Source organism: Paenibacillus agaridevorans (genome assembly GCF_003112455.1).
Classification (GTDB): domain Bacteria; phylum Bacillota; class Bacilli; order Paenibacillales; family Paenibacillaceae; genus Pristimantibacillus; species Pristimantibacillus agaridevorans.
Genome location: NZ_BDQX01000163.1, coordinates 146,486 through 168,529, shown reverse-complemented (window position 1 = coordinate 168,529; position 22,044 = coordinate 146,486). Strand labels below are relative to the sequence as shown.

The 22,044-nt window shown below is 49.7% G+C and carries 18 protein-coding genes; 14 read left to right on the top strand and 4 right to left on the bottom strand.

The features are described 5' to 3' along the window. Position 1: 1 nt before the first annotated feature. Both PAT3040_RS14785 and PAT3040_RS14780 read left to right on the top strand, forming a co-directional pair. A complete protein-coding gene (locus PAT3040_RS14785; RefSeq protein ID WP_108993341.1) occupies positions 2-994 on the top strand; it encodes a Gfo/Idh/MocA family protein in 993 nt (330 codons plus the stop codon). Between the two features lie 45 nt (positions 995-1,039). Continuing rightward, positions 1,040-2,011: an aldo/keto reductase gene (locus PAT3040_RS14780; RefSeq protein WP_108993340.1), complete on the top strand. Its 972-nt coding sequence runs from the start codon at positions 1,040-1,042 to the stop codon at positions 2,009-2,011. Between the two features lie 62 nt (positions 2,012-2,073). On the opposite strand, the gene PAT3040_RS14775 is transcribed toward PAT3040_RS14780, so the two are convergent. The 3 genes from PAT3040_RS14775 to PAT3040_RS14765 all read right to left on the bottom strand — a co-directional run bounded on the left by PAT3040_RS14775 (position 2,074) and on the right by PAT3040_RS14765 (position 5,697). Beyond that, complete coding sequence (locus PAT3040_RS14775) at positions 2,074-3,252, bottom strand: YhgE/Pip domain-containing protein (RefSeq protein WP_108993339.1); 1,179 nt, start codon at positions 3,250-3,252, stop codon at positions 2,074-2,076. Between the two features lie 21 nt (positions 3,253-3,273). Continuing rightward, positions 3,274-4,434, bottom strand: coding sequence for a YhgE/Pip domain-containing protein (locus tag PAT3040_RS14770; RefSeq protein ID WP_108993338.1), 1,161 nt, complete (start codon positions 4,432-4,434; stop codon positions 3,274-3,276). Between the two features lie 723 nt (positions 4,435-5,157). After that, the gene (locus PAT3040_RS14765; protein ID WP_108993337.1) at positions 5,158-5,697 is read right to left on the bottom strand and encodes a PadR family transcriptional regulator; all 540 of its coding nucleotides are present in this window, start codon (positions 5,695-5,697) and stop codon (positions 5,158-5,160) included. A gap of 235 nt (positions 5,698-5,932) precedes the next feature. On the opposite strand from PAT3040_RS14765, the gene PAT3040_RS14760 reads away from it, so the two are divergent. After that, positions 5,933-6,394 carry a CBS domain-containing protein gene (locus PAT3040_RS14760; protein WP_108993336.1) on the top strand — a complete coding sequence of 154 codons (462 nt, stop codon included), beginning with the start codon at positions 5,933-5,935 and terminating at the stop codon, positions 6,392-6,394. Positions 6,395-6,575: 181 nt separating this feature from the next. Here PAT3040_RS14760 and PAT3040_RS14755 read toward each other — a convergent pair whose 3' ends face one another. Next, positions 6,576-7,262, bottom strand: a complete 687-nt coding sequence (locus PAT3040_RS14755; protein WP_181376623.1) for a GntR family transcriptional regulator — start codon at positions 7,260-7,262, stop codon at positions 6,576-6,578. 243 nt (positions 7,263-7,505) lie between these two features. Here PAT3040_RS14755 and dapA point away from each other — a divergent pair, with 243 nt between their 5' ends. From dapA to pdxA, 11 genes are all read left to right on the top strand, one after another. Further along, entirely contained in the window at positions 7,506-8,441 is a 936-nt protein-coding gene (gene dapA, locus PAT3040_RS14750; RefSeq protein WP_108993334.1) for a 4-hydroxy-tetrahydrodipicolinate synthase, read from the top strand. Next, complete coding sequence (locus tag PAT3040_RS14745; protein ID WP_258234981.1) at positions 8,413-10,563, top strand: MGH1-like glycoside hydrolase domain-containing protein; 2,151 nt, start codon at positions 8,413-8,415, stop codon at positions 10,561-10,563. The genes dapA and PAT3040_RS14745 overlap by 29 nt, the downstream gene beginning before the upstream one ends. A gap of 4 nt (positions 10,564-10,567) precedes the next feature. Continuing rightward, positions 10,568-11,731, top strand: coding sequence for an iron-containing alcohol dehydrogenase (locus PAT3040_RS14740; RefSeq protein WP_108993333.1), 1,164 nt, complete (start codon positions 10,568-10,570; stop codon positions 11,729-11,731). Between the two features lie 16 nt (positions 11,732-11,747). Next, a complete protein-coding gene (locus PAT3040_RS14735) occupies positions 11,748-12,803 on the top strand; it encodes a sialidase family protein (protein ID WP_108993332.1) in 1,056 nt (351 codons plus the stop codon). A 39-nt stretch (positions 12,804-12,842) separates the two neighbouring features. Then, positions 12,843-15,101, top strand: a complete 2,259-nt coding sequence (locus PAT3040_RS14730; RefSeq protein WP_108993331.1) for a helix-turn-helix domain-containing protein — start codon at positions 12,843-12,845, stop codon at positions 15,099-15,101. Between the two features lie 287 nt (positions 15,102-15,388). After that, positions 15,389-16,318 carry an ABC transporter permease gene (locus PAT3040_RS14725; protein ID WP_108993330.1) on the top strand — a complete coding sequence of 310 codons (930 nt, stop codon included), beginning with the start codon at positions 15,389-15,391 and terminating at the stop codon, positions 16,316-16,318. A 23-nt stretch (positions 16,319-16,341) separates the two neighbouring features. Further along, the gene (locus tag PAT3040_RS14720; protein ID WP_108993329.1) at positions 16,342-17,214 is read left to right on the top strand and encodes a carbohydrate ABC transporter permease; all 873 of its coding nucleotides are present in this window, start codon (positions 16,342-16,344) and stop codon (positions 17,212-17,214) included. Positions 17,215-17,280: 66 nt separating this feature from the next. Next, positions 17,281-18,801: an extracellular solute-binding protein gene (locus tag PAT3040_RS14715; protein ID WP_087568014.1), complete on the top strand. Its 1,521-nt coding sequence runs from the start codon at positions 17,281-17,283 to the stop codon at positions 18,799-18,801. 74 nt (positions 18,802-18,875) lie between these two features. Then, positions 18,876-19,727, top strand: coding sequence for a glycoside hydrolase family 43 protein (locus PAT3040_RS14710; protein ID WP_108993328.1), 852 nt, complete (start codon positions 18,876-18,878; stop codon positions 19,725-19,727). Further along, the gene (locus tag PAT3040_RS14705) at positions 19,718-21,034 is read left to right on the top strand and encodes a four-carbon acid sugar kinase family protein (protein ID WP_108993327.1); all 1,317 of its coding nucleotides are present in this window, start codon (positions 19,718-19,720) and stop codon (positions 21,032-21,034) included. Before PAT3040_RS14710 ends, PAT3040_RS14705 begins: the two co-directional genes overlap by 10 nt. Further along, the gene (pdxA, locus tag PAT3040_RS14700; protein WP_108993326.1) at positions 21,031-22,038 is read left to right on the top strand and encodes a 4-hydroxythreonine-4-phosphate dehydrogenase PdxA; all 1,008 of its coding nucleotides are present in this window, start codon (positions 21,031-21,033) and stop codon (positions 22,036-22,038) included. Before PAT3040_RS14705 ends, pdxA begins: the two co-directional genes overlap by 4 nt. Positions 22,039-22,044 lie beyond the last annotated feature (6 nt).

Genomic DNA, 22,044 nt, shown 5'->3' with positions numbered 1-22,044 from the left:
CATGGCAAAAGCCGAGCTAACGGTTGCCGTTATTGGAGCTGGCGCGATTGCTGGCCGTCACTTTAGCGCGGTTGCAGAGCTGGAGGGTCTGCGTGCATGTGCAGTTGCGGATCTAAACGCGGAACGAGTGGAGGAGGCGGCGGCCCAATACGGAATTCCGGCATATCTGGATTATCGGGAGATGATCCAGCGGGAACGTCCGGACATTGTCGCGATCGCGTTGCCGCATTACTTGCATAAGGAAGCCGCGCTTTTCGCTGCTTCGAATGGCTGCCACATGATGCTGGAGAAGCCGATGGCATTATCCGTCGACGAGTGCGATGAGATCATACAAGCGGCACAAATTGGGGAAGTTTGCGTATTGGTAGGCCATACACAACATTACATGGCGGAGAATATACAAGCCAAATTGATGATCGATAGCGGACTCATCGGTGATTTGGTTATGATTCACGATGTTCGTCACACCGATTATTTTCGGGACTCAAGACCGGATTGGTTTCTAGAGAAGAAGAAATCGGGCGGAGGCATATTAGCCAATCTAGGTACGCATTCCATCGACAAAATCCAGTGGCTGACCGGGAGCCGGGTATGCAAGGTAAATGCGTCGACCAGCCATAACGGCAACAGAGGAGATGTGGAGGGAAGCGGCTTGATTTATCTGGAACTGGAGAACGGAATGCCCGCTTCGATTGTGCAAGCCGGGTATGTCGGGGCGGCGCGCAATGAGACGGAAATTATCGGCACGAAGGGGATGCTTAAGCTGATGACGGGGGATAGCTTGTGGTTAAGCGCCGGAGGCCCTTACGAGCGAGTGGAAGTGCCCCGCTCCGTCTCCCCCTTTGAATTGCAGTACATGGATTTGCTGCAAGCTATCTCAAGCGGTGGGGATACAGGCTGCCCGCCATCGTACGGCAGAGACATTATCGCGATTCTCGAGAAGGTTTATGCGTCCGCTGTTTCCGGGAAAGAACAATACATGGATTGGTCATAAAACGAGATCGGGAAGTTGTCAGGATCAAAGAAGGTGGGAGTATATATGCAAAGGCGCGTATTGCCAGATACGGATTTAAATGCTTCTGTATTGGCTCTTGGTACAGCTTTGTTCGGGAGCAGCATTAATGAAACCGAATCGTTCCGTATGTTAGATCGTTTTTACGAAGAACAAGGCAACTTCCTGGACACTTCATTAAATTATGCGGATTGGCAATGGCCTATTAAAGGCATTAGCGAGAAAACGTTGGGCAAATGGATGCAGCTGCGCGGCAATCGTCAGGACATCGTCATTGGAACGAAAGGGGCATGCCCTCTTTTGAACAATGGCCCTTTCCTTCGACTGCAACGAGAAGACATTGTGTCGGATTTGCACCAAAGTCTGCGTAATCTACGGACGGATACGATCGATTTGTATTATCTGCACAGGGATGATCCTTCAAAACCGATTGCTGAAATCATTGAAATTCTTGAGGAGCAGGTGAAGGCTGGCAAGATTCGTTATTACGCATGCTCGAATTGGACGCTTCCGCGGATACAGGAGGCCCGCCGGTATGCCAAGGAAAACGGCAAACGGGGATTTGTCGTCAACCAGATGATGTGGAGTCTTGCCACTGTAAATCGGCATCATTTGTCGGATCCAACCTTGGTATCTATGGATGAAAAGATGATACAGCATCACAGGGAAACCGGCTTGTCCGCCACGCCTTACAGCTCCCAGGCAAATGGCTTCTTCAGCGGGAAATATGCTGCAGGCGATGATCAAGCCGATTCGGGAGTAGGGCGCCATTACTACAATGAAGTCAACTTCTCTCGTCTTAATCGAGTTAAACAAATAGCTCGTGATCGGGATTTATCTTGTTCCAGAATTGCACTTGCTTATATGCTCTCACCAGCACACGGCTTTGCCGTATACCCGGTTATTGGCCCCAAGAGTATAACTCAACTGGATGATAGCATGGCAGCAGTTGACGTGCAGCTTGACTTTGATGTTATTCGTATGTTGGAGGCTCCCTGAAGCAACAAATGGCGGTGCTAAGATAACCTTAGCATCGCCATTTTGTATATGCATTGACATTCCTAGCTTACAGGCTGCACAGCCGTAGCTCCATCCAGAGCAGGCGGCGGGGCAGTTTTTTTGTTGTATTTCCAGAAATGCAGGCCAAGCGCGATGCCCATACAAACGACGGCGTATAGAACAAGCTTGAGCAGAAGCTCGCCCGTGCCGCCCCCTCCGAAGAGGAAGTTGAAGTCCAAGTGAACCGGGTAATACATAACGGTCCATTCACTGATGGACTTGAAGAACGGATACATCATCTGCGGAGCCATGACCGCGCCGCTCGCGATCGTCATAACCAGCATGATCGGAATGTTGACGATCGAGCCCATCTGGCCGAACAGCATGAAGAGGATTGTCATGAATTCAATGGAAGCCAGCGTCTCCAGCGAATGCGTCAGCCAAACGCCGAAGAAGGACGCCGCGGAATGCTCCTGCATCAGGAAGTAGATGGCGAGTCCGGCCAGCGGCGCGAGTATCGATACGACGACATGCGCGCCTTGAAGCGCGAAGAACGATTGCCACTTGCCCATCCTGCGCTTAAGCGCATGGAAGCCGTTAAGGGAGATCATGGTGTACATCATGGCCCCGGTGTAGATAGACATGACAAGGAACATGGGCGCCATCAGATTGTGCATGCCCGGCGGAACCTCGTTCGTAAGCACGATATTGGCGGCTACCTTGGATGGAATGCCTGCTGCCAACGCCGCGGCTTCCTCTTCGCCGACGCTCAGCTGTTGCAGCGTGCCTTGAATCGTTTGAACCGCAAACTGAGCGTTCAGCGCGTCGGTCGCCTGAGTGACGACGGACTGCATCGTCGACGCCGTGGTGGACGGATTGGATTGGTTAATGAAGAAGTTCAGATTCACTTGTTCGCTTATATCGCCAATCTTCTCCGAGAAGTTCTCGGGGATTTGAATAATCATATGAATGTCGCGATTGTCCAGATCCTTTAGCGCCTGCTCAAGCGAGGAGGAGGTATCCAGCTTAAAGGGCAGCTGCCCGCTTAGTCCTTCGGCGATCTGCGCTCCCGTCTCTCCCTTGTCGTGATTGAGCAGAGCTACAGTCAAGCCGGGCAGATTCTTCGGAATGGCCGTGTAACCCGGCAGGAAAACCAGCAGCATCATGGACTGGAAAATCAGCAGCATAACAAAGCCGGTGATGAAGGCCTTATTCGTTAAAAGAGCGAATACGTTTCTCATGGACGGCACCTCATTTCTTAATTAATCGGTTGCGAAGACGCGAGCGGGTTCGGCTAACTGCTTCGCGGCCGTCTTCCGCCAATAAATCAGTGTATTAATCAGGATGGCCGCGGCGGCAATAAGAACGAGGCCAAGGATGTGCTCGCCTGTCTTGCCCCCTCCGAACATAAGACTTAAGTCGGATTGCCCGCTGTAGTACATGACGGAAATATAGCTAATGATTCGGTAGAAGTCGGGCATGATAGCTTGAGGCATCATTAATCCGCTTGTAATGGATTGAACCAGGATAAAAAATAAGGAGATCAGCATCCCCGCTTGCCCTGCAAGGAAGAAGAAGATGCCCATAAATTCGATTGCGGCGAACATCTCGAGCGCGTGCAGCCCCCACATCTTGAAGAAGGTTTCAAAGCCGTAGCCATGAAAGCCGAATGCGATCGCTAGGCCCACGACCGGGGCAATGACCGAGACAATGGCGCTGACTCCGTGAAAGGCGAGAAAAGCATGCCATTTGCCCATGGAAGGGGCGAGGCTTTGGGCTGCGCCTGTTCCCAGCATGGCGAAAATCATCGCGCCGACGAGTGAAACCATGGACAAAAACACTGGAGCCACCTGGTTCTGCATGCCGGCCGGAATCGGATTCGACAGGTTGATCTCTGAAGCGAGCTTCGTCGCAATGCCGGCTGCAAGCGCCTTGGCTTGCTCTTCGGGCATGTTATGCGCGAGCAGGAGCCGCTCGGCGTTCTGTACGGCGAATTGTTGATTCAACGTAGACGTCAACTGAGTCGCTACTTGCTGCATCGAAGAAGCGACCATTGCCGGAGTCGACTGGTTAATGAAGAAGTCCAGCGGAGCTTGCTCGCCCTCTGTCTGGAGCTTCTCCGTAAAGTTTTCCGGAATATGGATAATCATATGGAGATCCCGATCGTCCAATTCCTGCTGTGCATCCGCAAGGTTTACATTCGTAATGAGCTTGAATGGAAGCTCGGAGGCCAGGGAATCGGCAATTTCCTTGCCATATTGCTCATCCTCGTTCACGATGGCAACGCTGAGCTGGTCCAAATTGTCCGACATCGCGCCGTAACCGCTCATGTAGATGGTAATAAAGACGATTTGATAAAAGACCGCCATGAAGATGCCGCCAATAACCATTTTCTGCTTGAACAACGTCAGTATGTTCTTCATTCCTTCTGAACTCCTCTCTCCTGGAAAACCTCTAGACTGATTACTCTAATTAAAGTAATATAAATTGTACGATAACTGCGTAAGCTCTTTCATGTCAAGAGGGGAAACAAACCCGGACAGGCTTGAAAACAGCAAAAGACGCCCTAATTGGGCGTCTTCGCGGTATATGTTCACGTATGGGAAAGCATATGGCTAAGGCAGCGACGTATCCTCAACCTGTGGAATCTATTCAAAAATGTAACGGAGACCGCAGCTGCAAGTGCGAGGAGAGGCCAAGCGTATGACGCATGTCGCATACCGTGTACCACTTGTAGCATGCTGCGTACCGCATGTCGCATACCGCGTACCACATGTCGCATGCTGCGTACCGCATGTCGCATCAGAAAATAGAGGGAAAAGCTCCCATTAATCTGGACAAATCCGGCTATCGGTTCGGCTTAGAGGGAAAAGCTCCATATAATCGGGGGGATTCTGCCCGAATGCCGTGATTCGGCCTGGATTAGAGGGAGGATTTCCCTCTAAAGCGCAAGCAAGGGCGGAGAGGGGGATATTAGAGGGCGTTTTTCCACTTATTCGTGAGAAGGGGTGATCGAACAGACATTAGCGGCACTTTTGGCCATTTTTGAACTAATTGTCATTATTGAATTCCGTCCGCGGCTATCCGCGATCGGCGTCATTGGATCTGCAGAAAACGATTAGGGTTGGCGTTTGTAGGGTTGGCGATTAATTGGACCTGGTGCGTTCGAGCACCCTCTCCAGCCATTCCAGATCCGTCTTGGCCCTGTTCATTGCATGCTCTTGCAAGTTCTTGGCATTTAAAACAATGGGATGATCATTGGATTCCGGAGGCACTTCATTCCAAATTTTTTCATATCGGCGGATTTTTTTGTTCATGACCTCTATACAATCCTCCAGCATGCCAATGACCCGCTCACGGCTCACATGATGGATGAACAGGATGCAGGGGTATAGATCGCTGACCTCTTTGAAGTTTCGAAAGCTTTTATAGATCATCTCGACAAGAGCTTCCCGACCGAGCTCGGTAATGCCGTATAAGGTTCGTTCCGGGCGGTTCTCTTCCCGAGAGGTCGTCATTTTTTCGACGAATTTCCGTTTCGTCAGCGCTTCGAAATGATAATAAAGCGTGCCATCGGTAATACGGATTTCCGGAGCGAGACTTTCTTGCTTAAACATCTTTTTGATGTCATAAGGATGACGGTGCCCCTCGCACAAAATTCCGAGAATAAAGATTTGAAGCGACATGCTTTGGCGACCTCCCGTCCCATTCACTTCCTGATCGACATAAGGTTCTTTCAGGTGTTAAACTCTATTTTACCACATAAGATTATAGAAGTTTTCGGGCCTGCCGAATTAATAAAAATCTTATTGGCGATAACCCACCTCTAAACGCGGTAGATCAGCTTTGAAAGGCTTCGATAAGAGGTTTCCTCACACGAAATCAGATTCTGGTACAGTATATCAGAAAGAAGGGATTCGCATGAAAGCAAGCGACGTGATGAATGCGCAAGTATACAAGGTGAAGGAGTCGGACACAGTCCGAATGGTCATCGAAAAGTTTATCGACCACGGCATCAGTGGCATGCCGGTTGTCAATGAAGCCAATGCGATCGTCGGGTATATCAGCGACGGCGATATTATGCGATTTATCGGAAAGTCGGAGCAAGGTATGTTTGATGCGATCGCATACGCCTTCGTTATTCAACTGGAAGACTATCAGGAGCCTTTCGAGGAAAGAACGAAGCGGCTGCTTAACCTCAATGTCATGGAGCTTGCCAGGAAGCGGGTCGTTACGATCGATTGGGATCGAGATATCGAGGATGTAGCGGCTATTCTGGGGAAGAAGCGCATCAAGAAGCTGCCGGTTGTACGCAATGGCGTTCTCGTTGGCATAATCAGTCGCGGCAACGTCGTTCGTCATGCCTTCAAAAACCTGCTTTAAAAAGTAGTTCAATAAGTCCGCTTCCCATTACGAGGTAACCCTAATAGCTTGTGAACTCGCATTTAAAAAGGTTGTTCATTATAAATACCAAAAGGTACAGTCTTCTCAATAATGTTGAGAACTGTACCTTTTTGATTGATCGTTAGTCAATGACCAGTAGCCATTGGCCGCTAGCCTGCCGCTAAATAACTCCGCCATTGTTTTTGAGATTCTCCAGCAAACGTACTTTCGAATCGTTAAGATGCGTATATATGGCTTCTCGCATAAGCGCGATATCGCCGGTCCGAATGGATGCGATAATCGCGTAATGCTGCTCGAGCGCAGTCTCCACCATCGTTTGGGTTATGAGGGAGGACTTGGCTGCCGAAAAGCGGTAATTCATCAATTGCTGATAGATGTCCGTGTTCCGTTGGTTCCCGCCCATTCGAATAAAAGCAAGGTGAAAAGCCAGGTTGTACTCGGCGAGTTGATTGGAGTCAAATGGAGAGGAGCGAATGGTACTTTCGGTGAGCGACAGAATCTCTTCCATACTTGCCAGAGTTCCATTAATCTCATCTGCCGATAGCTTTGGAAGGTTCTCGAGCACCCAGTATTCGAGCATAAGACGGGTGTCGATGATATCCAGCAGCGTCTTTTCATCGATAGCTACGACGAAGGTTCCGACCTTGGAGACGGTTTTGATCAATCCTTCGGTCTCCAGACGATTAAGCGCTTCTCGAATAGGAGTGCGGCTGACGCCTAGTTGGTTCGCTAATTCAGGTATGGATAATTTCTGATTGGGCTTAAACGTTCTGCGTATAATTTGATCTTTCAACACCGAATACGTTTTGTCCCATAAGTTGGAGTTGTCGAGTTTAGGCAGATCCATGTGCAATAACTTCCTTTGCATAAAATGATTGCAGCCGTAGCCGTTTCACCTTGTATAGTAACATGGGGAATCGGTTGAAGTAAATGATGCATACAACATACCAGATTAATAAGCGCAGCAATATTGTTTGTTGACAGACCGGAAGGATGTCGATAAACTACTCATAAATGATGTATACAACATTTAACGATTCATAATTATTTAATTGATCCAACACTAATTCAACTGAAGGAGCAGCGCAAAATGATCAGACCTGCAGGAATCATACCGGCAATGGTTACGCCATTTACAGAAAATCAAACTTTGGATGAGGCGGGCCTGCGTGTTCTTGTACAACGATTTATCGAGCAGGGCGTGCATGGATTATTCTGTCTTGGAACGAACGGCGAGTTTCTTATGCTTAACAAGCAAGAGAAGGTCAGAATTGCCGAGATTGTCGTCGAAGAGGCTGCCGGGCGAATTCCCGTATATGCCGGAACAGGCGGAATAAGCACGGATGAAACGATTACTTTGACGAAAGAGATGGAGCGGGTTGGCGTAGATGCGGTATCGGTGATCACCCCCTACTTTCTAACGTTCTCGCAGGATGAGCTGACTCTGCATTACCAACGGATTGCGGCTTCCACTAATCTGCCGATTATTCTCTACAACATACCGAATCAGACAGGCAACTCGATTCAACCGCAAACAGCAGCCAGACTCGCTCGGGAATCGAATATTGTCGGGATCAAAGACAGCAGCGGCAGAATGGATGTCATTCTGCAACTTTTGGATGCGGCGGATGAATCGTTCGCGGTATTGGCGGGGACGGATTCTCTTATCCTGCCTACGTTGATGGCTGGCGGAACCGGCGCTATCGCGGCAACCTCGAATGTGCTTCCGCGGCTTGTCGCATCGATCTACAACAACTGGGCAAACGGTGACCTGGAAGCGGCTCAACATGCCCAAGATGCCCTTCGCCCGCTTCGCAACTCCTTTCAATTAGGAACCATCCCTTCGGCATTAAAAGAAGCGATGAGCCAGCTGGGATTGCCGGGGGGACCCGCTCGATTCCCGGTAAAGGGATTAGGCGAAAGCCAAAAGCGCGAGGTTGCAAAGATGATCCAAGCCTATATAGAATCAGGTGCCATCGCAAAGGAGGAGATAAACGTTGCCAGCTTTGAACGCACGGATCGATGATCAATTGGCGAGCGGCAGAAGAAGTTTAAGGACACTGCCGACAACCAGTCTTCTCGGCCCGACAGGGGCCAGGCTCTGGGCGGATTATCTGGATCCCAAGCCTGGCTTTAGCGGTGCGATAGACTTTATACACAAATTGAATATTCCGCTGTTGTTCACCGTCGAATCGGATCAAGAGACTGTATTCGAGCCTTGCAAGCTGAACTGGCATCCCAGCTACTTGGCTTTCGAATATGAGAGCGCTTCGTTGTCATTGCGCGAGCATAAGTTTGTCACCTGGAACGATTGCGCGGTAGCCGTGCAAACATGGGAAAATCGCGGCCCGGATGCCATCGTCATCCGATTGAAGACAGACCCCCATATCCTGCAAAATAAGGATCAGGGTACGATGTCAGGCGTCTACTCGGCAGAACGTTATCCGTTCGCCATACGGACTGTGCTAAAACTAAGCGATAACAGGCTGCACGAAGGGTTGGAGCTTGCGCCGGGCCAGCAGGCTCGGCTTGTCATTGCCGCGGCTATGGGCATCGAGGAGCAGGATGATGCCTCCGCTCTGGAACGGCGGGCAGCCGCCTTCCTCGAACAACCGGCCGAGGATATCCTCCCGGCACATCAAGCCGAATATCAGAGCTGGTTTGATCAAGCGCCCCAGTTCACATGCAACGAACCGTTGATCACAAAAACCTGGCATTACCGCTGGTTTCTTATGCGACATAATTTAGCCGATCCAAAGGTAGGGCAGCTGCAATATCCGCTTTTTTACGAAGGGCGCTCGCATAAGATGTCCAAGACGCCATTTGCCCCGCATGGTTGGGAGTTCTCGAAGCTTATTCCGCTTACCGCTCCGATGCATTTGCTCGAAGCCAGATGGTATCCGGATCGCTCGTACGGGGATGGCATATGGAAAAATATGATGGCAAGCCAGGATGACGACGGCCTGTATCGTTGTTTGTTAGTAAATGAAACGCTGCATTCTTACGCGAATTTTATGGGATGGGGCGCCTATCAATATTATTTGATCCATAGGGACAAGGAGAAGGCCCGGCAATTGCTGCCTTCTCTTAAGCGCCAGATAGATGGCGAAAGCCGGTTGATGGGCAATGCGGAAGATCGTTTAATCATCGAGTACAAACATAATCGGACGGGGAAGGAATACCAGCCGAGCTATTGGTACTTTAATGACTTCCCGAAAAACTGCAAGGATCCGGAGCTTGTAACGCCGCTCAAACGCGTCGATCGCTCGATCTATCATTATTTAAATTGCATCGGCGTCATGAACTTATGCCTGGCGTTAGACGATCCCGAGGCTGAGAGGTTTGGGGAACAGGCAGAGCAAATTAAATCCGATGTTTTATCCGGCATGTGGGACGAGGAAAGTCATTTTTTCTACGATTTGCATTATAAGGACAACCGGAAGGCCTACGTCAAAAATATTGTCGGATTTTACCCGTATTGGGCCGGAATGACGGATGACCGCCACAAAAACGGATTGGACTATCTCTTCGACGAACGTTACTTCGGGACACGCAATCCTTTCCCGTCTGTTGCCAAGGATTGTCCCGTATTCTCGGCCGAAGGGGGCTGGCAGGGCCATTTCTTTAAAGGAAGAAACGGCTGTGTCTGGAATGGTCCAACTTGGCCTTACACGAACAGCGTCATCCTGGATGCGCTGGCGGAGGAGAGCAAACGAAGGGAGCATGTCTACGACAAGGAGTTCGGACATGCCTTCAGAGAGTACTCCATGCTGCATTACGCGCAGCGGGACCTCGACAAACCTTATTTGGTGGAGCATTATGACAGTATGACGGGAGAGCCGATCAGCGATGATGCGGATTATAATCATTCGTACTACATTGATCTCGTGATCCGGCATATTGCGGGATTAAACGTGCAGGAGGACGGAATCGTACTCGATCCCGTACATGTCGGTTTAACCCATTTCGAGCTGAATAATGTGAAAATTAACGATGACGCCATTCGTGTGACTTATAACAAGTCAGCCTCGCAGGACGGTACCATGGAGCAAGGTTATCGCTTATACGTGAACAATGAATTGGTGCTTCATAGCGAGCAACTGCAGATGATGAAGTACACGTTTCCACGATCATCGACAAAGGAATGAGCTTATGCGACCTTATCAATTTCAAACTGCCGACAAAATTGCGGCGGGATGCCATACGCTGGAGAGACTGAACGAATATTTGAATGTGCTTCCGCCGGTTCGAACCGCGCTGGTTCTATCTCAGCCGTCCATCGTTAAGGCTGGATACGCGGAGTCGGTCGTTCGACAGCTGGAGCAATCGGGCATCGCATGCCAATTAAATGCGGATGTGAGGCCGGAGCCGACGGATCAAGCTATTATTGCCATATTCGAAAAATATAAAGACGAAGGATACGATATGGTAGTGGGGATCGGGGGAGGGAGCGTACTCGATGCCGCCAAGATTTTGTCTGTCTTGGCGACTAATGCAATGACCATCGAAGAGATGCTGGGCATCGATAAAATTGCGGCAGCGGGCGTTCCCTTGATTCTGATTCCGACTACGTCCGGAACGGGATCCGAAGTAACGCCCAATGCGATTGTAACGCTGCCGGAGCAAGAGCTCAAGATCGGAATCGTCAGCCGTTACCTGCTGCCGCAACTCGTCATCATCGATCCGCTGCTTACGCTTGGGCTGCCTAAACCGATTACGGCAGCAACGGGCATGGATGCTTTTACGCATGCCTTCGAATCGTTTATCTCAAATAAAGCCAATCCGTTTAGCGATATGTTTGCACTGGAATCCATGCGTCTCATCAGCCAAAGCATCGAAACGGCCTATCATCATGGCGATCAAGCGGATGCGCGCGAAGCGATGATGCTCGGATCGATGTATGGCGGCATGGCGCTTACCTGCGCGGGCACCGCGGCCGTGCACGCGATGGCTTATCCGATCGGCGGGAAGTTCAATATCCCGCATGGCGTCGCGAATTCGATGCTGCTGCCGCATGTGCTGGCGTTTAACCTGGATGCGATCGCGCATCGAATGAATCTTGTAGCTTCCGCTATGGGGATAACGGATTCGCATCGCTGCTCCTCCGGAGAAGCGGCGGATCGCGTACTCGAGAGAATTACGAAGTGGACGTCCGAGCTCGACATTCCACAGGATCTGCGAAGCTTCGGCGTCACCGATCTGGATGTGCCCGACTTGGCCATCGCGGCTTCGAAGGTTACCCGATTGATGGACAACAATCCGAAGCAACTGACAGTGGACGACATCGAGAGCATCTATCGACAACTAATCAGCTAAACTGGGGGAGATGTAAATGAACCGATTTGATGGAATCATCCGCAAGAAGCCGGATCAACCGGGCGTGGAAGAAGCTTATCTGCCTGTTCGGTATTTAACGAGCCACTGCGCGAACTTGATCGAATTGGATCAAGGGGACTTGCTATGCGTGTGGTTCTCGGGGAGTGCCGAAGGCAATCCCGATACCAATATCATCATGTCGCGGCTCCCGCAGGGCGCTGCCGGGTGGACCGAGCCTATTGAATTATCCTGCGACCCGGATCGGTCCGAGCAGAATCCCGTTCTCTTTCAACAACCAAATGGAGAGTTATGGCTGATGCACACCTCCAATGAGCCGCATAATCAGACGACATCAAGAGTTGTGCGGCGAATTTCTGCCGATCGCGGCCATACGTGGTCAGATCCGGAGATCATGTTCGACGGTCCAGGCTTCTTTTTGAGACATCCCGTCGTCATTATGGACAATGGCAACTGGCTGCTGCCGGCTTATTATTGCAAGGAAGAGGATGAATACGCCATCGTATTTATTAGCGGCGATCAGGGAAACACTTGGACGGAACATACGATTCCGGAGGTGTCCCGCCGCGTGCAAATGAGCGTCGTATCGCTTCCGGATGGCAGTCTGTTCGCAATGTTCCGCAGCCGCGATTCCGATCGGATCTATACAAGCCGTTCGCATGATTATGGCGTGACCTGGACAGCGCCGGAACGGAGCGAGCTTCCAAACAATAACTCATCCATGCAGGTCGTGCGATTAATCAATAATCATCTTGCGCTTATCTATAATCCGGCAAGCCTGGAGAATAATAATTTCCGGTGGTACGAAAAAAACGGTCAGACGCTTAAGAAGGCGCTGCGAACTCCCTTAACGATCGCCATATCCCAGGACGAAGGGGAGACCTGGCCGCGCAAGCTCGACTTGCAAGTCGCAGATCAAGAATATTGGGAAAACGAGATTGGTTATTCTTATCCATCGATTCTGCAGAGCAGGGATGGAGCAATCCATGTGGCGTTTACGTATTTGCGTAAAGGGATCAAATACTATAAGCTGGATGAGGGAATTATTCGATAAGACGAGTTGTGCATCTATGATAATGGGCTGGAGGGTCTCATGAGATATCCCAATTATATGTATCGAATACTTGTGATTGCTTTATTGATTGGCATCATTCCGGTTATTATCGTAGGCTTCGTCTCGTATTGGATCGCTTCGAAGGATATTGAGGATAGAGTGAAACAATCCAATATTCAAATCCTGAAGCAAGACCAGCTGAGAGTGGAACAAATGATTATGAATCTGGAGGCTTCCGCATTGCAATATGCGGGGTCTTCTTTGGTTCTTGAAGCGATACGAGGAGAAATTTCGCACAAGGATTACAGACAGATCTGGGATCTGTCCAAAGGGTTGTATACGCTTCAAGCGAACGATGGGATCAAGGAAGTTTATCTGATCCACTTCAAGGACAATTGGATTATTCGCAACAACGGTTTTTACGAGCTTAACCAATTCGAACATGCCGAGCAATTCAAGAATGCAGCCGCGCAAAATCCGAAGAAGATGTTTTGGGTGTTCGCCGATAATCCGTTATCGTCAGATACGGTGAATTTAATCGTCAAGCTTCCTTTATACCTGAATTCCAATAATGCCGATGGCATACTTGTCATTGAGATGTTCAGGAATGATTTATTCCGCTCTCTCTTCGAAGATCAACCCGGACACGCGATCGTGCTTGATGCCGAATATGAGCCTATTGTTGCCGGACCCGGGCAATTTGCGGTGGATACCGATGAGCTTCGGCCTTTATTAGACTCGGCAAATGGATTTGTCGGAGCCAGTTTGAACGGTCAGGACTGGGGCATTGCTTATATCCAGTCGTCGTACAATGACTTGATCTACATGTCGTTTGAATCCATGACGGAAATCAAAAAGCAAACCAGAAAGATTGCGGATATTACGATCATCACTTGTCTTTCCTTGTTCCTGCTCGTGGCGGTGTTTTCTTATTATGGAAGCCGAAGACTGTATTCTCCCATCAAACGATTATTCGAATATTTGGGCGGCGAACAATATCACGATGCCAAGGACAAAAGTCATAACGAGTTTAGCGTCATAGAAGAACGATTTAAAACGATGTTTCATTCGGAGAAAAAGCTGCAGCTGCAGGTCAAAGAGCAATTCCCTCGAATGAGAGAGCTGCTGGTGCTGCAATTGTTTATGGATCATTATTCGCCGGAAGACTGGCTGTACAAGTGCAGGATGCTGGGCTTCTCCGTTCAATGGAAATATTATGCGGTTATTGTGCTGCAGATCGACACGTTAACGGATAGCAAATATAAAGCAACCGACCGCGACTTGCTGTTATACGCGATTAATAATATTGCGGAAGATATTATACAGGACACGAACTGGTTTAAACCGATATTGCTGGATCAATCCCAAGTCAGCATTGTCTATTGCGACAAGCCGACGCTAGAGGAAGCCAACGCTTATTTTTATGACATTGCCAAACAACTAAAAGCCAATGTCGCCCAATATTTGAGCGTGCAGGTCAGCATTGGCATAAGCAATACTTTCGATCAAATAACGGACGCCAAACGCGCCTATAAGGAAGGACTGCAGGCGATTCAGAGCCGATTCGTGCTGGGCAACGATATTATTCTGCACTATGACGATCTGCGCTACAACCTGGAATTCGACAATAAAGCTTATATCGAACTGAAGGCTTTGGAAAATCAAGTGCTGCAAGCTTTTAAACCTGCCGATCAGCCGCGAGTGGAGGAAGCCTTCCAGAAATATCTTGACGCGATCGCGCACAAACAAATTGGCTTCAAGGAATATCAAATTCTGATGAGGCAATTATTATCGAAAATATACGAACTCATTCAAGAGCATGGCGTTCCGATTACCGAGGTATTTGATCCATCCGTTATTCAGGACGAGTGGAAGCAGCTTAATCAGACGGAGGAGATCCGCAAGTGGTTCGGGGAATTCGTGTTCGCGCCGGTTATTACGTTTCTGCTTAATCGCGAGCAATCCAAATTTGCCAATGTAGCGGGCGAGATGCTAAAGATCGTGCGCGATCACTATGACCGGGATCTGTCGCTGGAAATGTGCGGAGATCTGCTAAATTACCATCCCGTCTACTTAAGCCGCGTGTTCAAAAAGCAAGTAGGCATGAACTTTACCGAATATGTCGCCCAGTTCCGCATGGATCAAGCGAAAATTTGGCTGGAGCAAACGGATATGATGGTATCGGAAATCGCCGAGAAATTATCCTACAACAATACGACGGCGTTTATCCGAACCTTCCGAAAAGTTGTTGGCGAAACACCGGGCAAATATCGAACCGAGCACAAGAAAAACGATTAAGTAAAAATGCGTGTTCAAAAAGTCGGGACCAAATAGATAAGAATCTCTTGCTCCAGCAGCCATTGCGGACGCAAGAGATTTTTTTGTCACAGCAGAATTCCGGTCATTTCCGTACTTGTCGTTGAAGTTGAATGGAGCATATTCCATATTGAATGCGGTGCAAATGGGGCTAATCACGCAAAGAGTTGAAAACGGGAGATTGAATGTTACTCTAACCCTGCAATAATTAGCCTTATCAAACACAGCCGCTATCGATCGGCTCAACCATCAACCACTGGAGGACCGCTATGAATGTGAACCGATTAGAAAAACCGAATGATATCCTTCGAGAGTTGTATAAGAATAGCTGGTTGTATCTCATGCTGATTCCCGGTCTCGTATACTTTCTTATTTTTAAATACTGGCCGATGTGGGGATTAGTGATGTCCTTTCAAAACTTCAAGCCGCATCTGGGCATCAGCGGCAGCGATTGGGTGGGGCTGGAGCATTTTATCCGCCTGTTCTCCGAGCCGCAGTTTTTTAAGTTATTCCGCAATACAGCCGTTCTAGCTCTCTATAATATTTGTTTCTTTTTCCCGATCCCGATCATTCTGGCGTTAATGCTAAATGAGGTCCGCGTGGAGTTGTTCAAACGCTCGATCCAAACGGTCATCTACATTCCCCATTTTGTTTCCTGGGTGGTCATCGTGGGGATCAGTTATATGTTTCTAACGACGGAAGGCGGCATTATCAACGATTTGATTGCTCATTTCGGCTTCGAGAAAATTCCGTTCCTGCTAAGCGAAGAATGGTTTAGAACGCTGATCACGGGGCAGACCATCTGGAAGGAAGCGGGCTGGGGAACGATTATTTATTTGGCGGCGTTGTCCGGCATCGATATGCAGCTCTACGAAGCAGCCAAGATGGATGGCGCGAATCGCTGGAGGCAGATGTGGCATATTACGCTCCCCGGGATCCGCGGTACGATCATCATCTTGTTTATATTGAAGATGGGCGATTTCCTGGATGTCAGTTTCGAGCAGGTCTTCCTTGTGCTCAACACCATGAACAGGGAAGTCGGGGAAGTGTTCGACACTTATGTATACACCAAAGGGCTGACGCAAGCGCAATATAGCTACAGCGCGGCTGTAGGGGTGTTTAAATCCGTATTTGCCTTAGTGCTGGTGCTGGGTACGAACTGGCTGGCGAAGAAAGCCGGAGAAGAAGGTATTTATTAAAGGATAGGAAAGGCGTGATCACCATGAAAGATCGTTCTTTGGGAAGTCGATTATTCGATGGCGCGAACTATCTGCTTTTGACAATAGTCGCATTAGTCATGATTTTACCCTTTATTTACGTCATTGCCGTTTCCTTTGCGACTCCCGAGGAAATTGCGCAACGCGGCTTTATCCTGTTCCCTACGCAATTTTCGCTTTCGGCGTATGCCTATATTTTTTCGACAGACACCTTGCTGCGCAGCTTGGGGACATCGATTTATATTACGCTCATGGGCACCTTTATTAATTTGTTTTTTACCTCCATGATGGCCTATCCGCTGGCCAAGCGGCATCTGCGCGGCAGAGAAAAGATATTGCTGCTCGTTCTATTTACGATGTTGTTTAACGGCGGCATGATCCCTACCTACTTTGTGGTGAAGGATGTAGGTTTAATCGACTCCTTATGGGCATTAATGATTCCAGGGGCCATAAGCGCCTTCAACTTGATTATTATGAAAAACTTTTTCCAGCAAGTTCCTTACGAACTTGAGGAATCCGCCAAGATCGATGGATGCAATGATCTCGGCATCTTGTTCCGTATCGTAATTCCCTTGTCGCTCCCGGCGATGGCAACCATAGGTTTGTTTTATGCGGTAACCCATTGGAACACGTTCTTTAATGCGATCCTGTACATTAACGACTCTAGCAAGTGGCCGCTTCAAGTTCTGCTGAGAGATATTGTCATGTTGGCCAATGACCGGTTCGGCGATCAGTCGGCGGTGGAACGCTCCGATTTCCACCCGATCACGATCAGGATGGCGGTTATCGTATTCGCTACCGTTCCCATCCTGCTGGTTTACCCTTTCTTGATGAAACACTTTGCCAAAGGCGCAATGATGGGTTCGGTTAAGGGATAATCCTCTTTGACATTTCAAAGCGGGATATCTTTTAATAAATACAAAGGAAAAAATGGAGGTCTTATCTTGAAAAAGTTAACGGTGTTGCTCTGTACGGTGCTGACTGCTTCCAGTGTATTGACTGCCTGCGGCTCGAACGACAATTCGACAGTCAACAATGCGCCAAATTCAGGAGGGAACAACGCGAAATCGGACAAACCCTTCCACATCACAATGGTTGCCGAGCAATCGACGCAAATCCCGAAGGAAGACAATGAGATTGAAATGAAGCTTCAAGAATACACCGGCGTCGATTTCTCGATGCAGTGGATTCCCGGTTCCGCTTATGACGACAAGATCAACGTCATGATCGCCTCGCAAGATCTGCCTGAAATTATGACGATTAAATACTCGCCCAATTACATTAGTTATATGAAGGAAGGTTTGTTCTGGGAGGTAGGCCCGCTCATCAAGGATTATCCCAATCTGGCTGAGGTCAGCCCGCTTCATTACGAGAATGTGTCTGTAGATGGCAAAGTATACGGCGTGCCGCTATTCCGTTCGCTCGCCAGATCGGGCGTCACGTTCCGCAAAGACTGGCTGGAGAAATTAAATCTGGAATTGCCGGTTACATTAGATGATTGGTATAACGTGGTGAAAGCAATGGGCGAAGGGGATCCGGACGGCAATGGCAAGAAGGACTCTTATGGCATTATGCTGGACAAAATTTTCGCCGATGGACCTTCCTCTGTCGTAAATCTGCTCGCGGTTAGCCAAGGAGCTCCTAATCAATGGGGAGTGGAAGACGGCAAAGTTGTTCCGAGCTTCTATTCCCAGACTTACTTCGACGTATTGACCTTATTCCGCAAATTGTACAGCGAGAATTTGATCAATCAGGATTTTGCGGTTATCGACGACTCCAGCGCGGGCACCACTTGGGATGCCGGCAAGCTTGGCATTAAGGTGGGGACGGCTGGTATTGCGGTTGCGCTGCAAGGCACGGTAGCCAAGACCGTTCCAACCGCTGTGGTTGACGTAGAACCTCTCCAGGGCGCGGATGGCAAGCGGGCGCCTGCCGAATTGGGCAATAACGGATTGCTGGTATTCCCGAAATCCAGCGTGAAGACGGAAGAAGATTTGAAGAAAATTCTGGCGTTCTTAAATAAACTGTTGGACGAGCCAATGGCGACCCTTCTCCAATACGGCATTGAAGGCAAGCACTGGAAAAATACAGACGGCAACGCGACCGTGATCGATGAAGATCTGTTCCGCTTGGAAGGCAAGCCGTATCGTGACAGACTGCTGGCGATTAACCCGGGAGGGAAGTCGATTCCGAAGGATATGTCCGATTTGGAGAGAAAAACATTAGACATCACCGTGGACAACTTAAACTATGCGGTCGGAAACCCGGCGGTATCGCTCTCCTCGGAAACCTATTCCCAAAAAGGGGCGGAGCTCAACATTATTATGCTTGACGCCCAAGTCAAATATATTATGGGCAATATTGACGAAGAAGGCTGGAAAAAAGAGATTGCGAATTGGGAAAAAGCCGGCGGTTTAAAAATCATTGAGGAATATACCGAACAATATAATCTGATTAAAGAATAGGTTTGCGACGGACCGGGAGCAGGTGTTCACACCTCCCCGGTTCATTTTCACACCAGGACCCGGAGGTGCTGACGATGTACATGATCAGCTATTTTAAAAATGCGGATGAGAGTCTGTATCTCGCCGAAAGCAAGGACGGATACTCGTGGAAGGAACGAAATAACGGCAAACCTGTGTTTGCATCCAGCGTAGGAACAAAAAACATGCGCGACCCTTTCCTCTATCAGGATAAGGGCGGGCTCTTCCATCTCGTCTGGACGGACGGTTGGGGCAGCAGGAGCATTGGCTACGCTTGTTCGAGCAATCTGACGGATTGGAGCGACGAGAAGCTGATTCCCGTTATGGAGCATATGCCGGTAACGCAGAACACGTGGGCGCCCGAAATTTATTATGACACCACTCAAGCGGCGTATCGCATTGTATGGTCGTCCACCGTGGAAGAAGGTCCGCGGAATCATCGCATCTGGTCTGTAACGACGACGGATTTTAATACATTCTCGGAGGCGAAGCTGTTTTTTGATCCCGGTTATAACGTAATTGACGCTAACGTTACGGATTTGGGCGATTGTTACTTCATGTTGTATAAGGACGAACGGCATTATGATGATGAAGGGGCGGCATGCAAGGCGATTCGATCCTGTTATCTGGATAAGGAAGCTTCTGATCGACCGAATGTACGGGACATCTCGGAGCTGCTAACCTTCCATATGACGGAAGGCCCCACTCTCTATAACGTAGATCGCGATGGCAAACGGGAATGGATCATGCTTGTCGACCGATTTAGAGCGGATATCTATGATGCTTATCGTTCTTACGACCTGAGGGATTGGGAGCTGATCAACGACCGCATGGAGCTGCCCTCCGCGGTTAAACACGCTACCGTGATTAAGATCGATGAGGAAACGGAGCTGGGGGTGTGGGGGTGAAAATCGCGATCATTGCAGATGATTTAACGGGGGCTAATGACAGCGGCGCGCAGTTAGTTCGTGCCGGCTTGAGAACGTCGGTGATGATTGGCGATCAGCGAAGGACAAGCGGAGATCATGACGCTATCGTATTCGATACCGACAGCAGGGCGGTTAGCGGGGCGGAAGCCTATCGCCGCGTACAGGCGGTTGCCCGATCTGTCGTACAAGACGGTGCCCGGGACATCTACAAGAAGATGGATTCGACGATGAGGGGCAATATTGGCGCAGAGCTTGACGCGATGTATGATGTATGCTCGCCGGATTTTGTTATTATTGCGCCCGGCTTTCCCAGAAACGGACGTCAAGTCATAGACGGGTATCATTATCTAAACGGCGTGCCGCTGCATAAATCCGAGGCGGCCAACGATCCCAAGACACCCGTGACGGAATCCTTCCTCCCCCGTTTGCTGGCGCAACAAACAGATAGGCCGATCGCTTTTGTCACTTATGCCGAAATTCGTCGCGGCTTCGATGAAGTGAAACGTAAGCTGGATCAATTGAAAGCCGATGGAATTCCTTATCTGATCTTTGATTCGGAGGACGAATCCGATTTGGAGGCTATTGTCCGGATCGTACAGGCAACCGAATACCGCGTCGTATGGTCCGGATCGGCAGGGCTGGTGTCGTACATGCCGTTGCACGGCGATGCAAATACAATCGCTCCGATTATGGCAACGGAGCAGGATAAGGACTCCGATCGGACGTCGCCCGTACTTCTTGCGATCGGCAGCGCGAGCTCCGAATCGCGCAAGCAAGTGGCATTTGTGCTTCAACAACCCGATGTCATCGGCGTTATGGTCCGATGCGATCGTCTCGTCTCAACGCCGGACGACTGCCGGGACGAGATTGAACGTGTTTGCGTTTTGGTCTCGACAGGTCTCGCCGGTGGAGCTCACGTCGCGTTGTACTGCGCATCCGATCTCGAGGATGTGGCTAAAGCGCAAGAGATGGGCCGCTCCCATGGGTGGAGCCCGTCAGAGGTCAGTCACCGGATTGCGGTTATTATGGGACAAATGGCTAGCAGATTGTTAGACAAGCAAGCAGTAGCGGGGATCGTGCTTACAGGCGGCGATATCGCGAAGCAGGTCATCACGCAGCTGGGCGCCAGCGAACTGACCTTGATCGGAGAGGTCGAGAGCGGCGTACCGATCGGCAGATTAACAGGCGGCAAAAACATAAGCGCCGTCACCAAGGCGGGAAGCTTCGGTTCCGAGAGGGTGCTATGGGCATCCATAAATTCACTTCAGATGAGGGTTGGCGAATGAAACCTTGTATAGGGATTACGATGGGCGATTGTGCGGGAGTAGGACCGGAAATCATTGTAAAGGCGCTGCAAGCTCCCGAGCTCTATAAAAGTTGTCGACCGGTTGTGATAGGCGATGCCAAAATGTTAAAACGCGCTGCGGAGCTGGCGAATTCAGAGGTCGTTATACATGCCGTGACGAGCATGGAGGATTGTCGATTCCGGCCAGGCGAGATCGACTGTATCGATCTGGATTTATTGCCGGCGGATCTCCCTTTCGGTCAAGTGTCGGCGCAAGCAGGGGACGCGGCTTATCAATATATTGCAAGGGCGATTACGATGGCGCAAAATCATGAAATTGACGCGATCTGCACAGCGCCGCTTAATAAAGAGGCGCTTCATAAAGGCGGTCATCTCTATCCCGGGCATACGGAGATATTGGCGCATTTGACCGATACGGAGGATTTCTCCATGATGCTTACCACGCCAAAGCTGAGGGTGATTCACCTCACGACGCATGTGGGATTAATAAAAGCGATAGAGATGATTAATCCGGAGCGCACCTATACCGTCATCAAGCTGGCTCACGATACGTTGGTAAGGGCCGGATATCCCCGCCCGACGATCGCCGTATGCGGGATCAATCCCCATGCGGGCGAAAATGGCTTATTCGGCAATGGAGAAGAAGAGGAGAAGCTGCTGCCGGGCATATTGAGGGCGCAGGCCGAAGGGATCGCGGCAACGGGACCCCATCCGGCGGATACGTTATTCTACCTGGCGGCGCGAGGCGATTATGACATGGTGGTCGCCTGCTATCACGACCAAGGACATGCCCCGATCAAAGTGTTGGGGATCGAAGAGGGAGTCAACATTACGGTAGGACTAAAGGGCGGCATTATTCGCACCTCCGTCGATCATGGCACGGCATTTGATATAGCGGGATCCAACAGGGCCGACGAAAGAAGCATGATTGCGGCGATTCGCGCAGCCGTCGAGCTGGCGCCAAAAGAAAATCAGGGGAAGTGAGTGTAC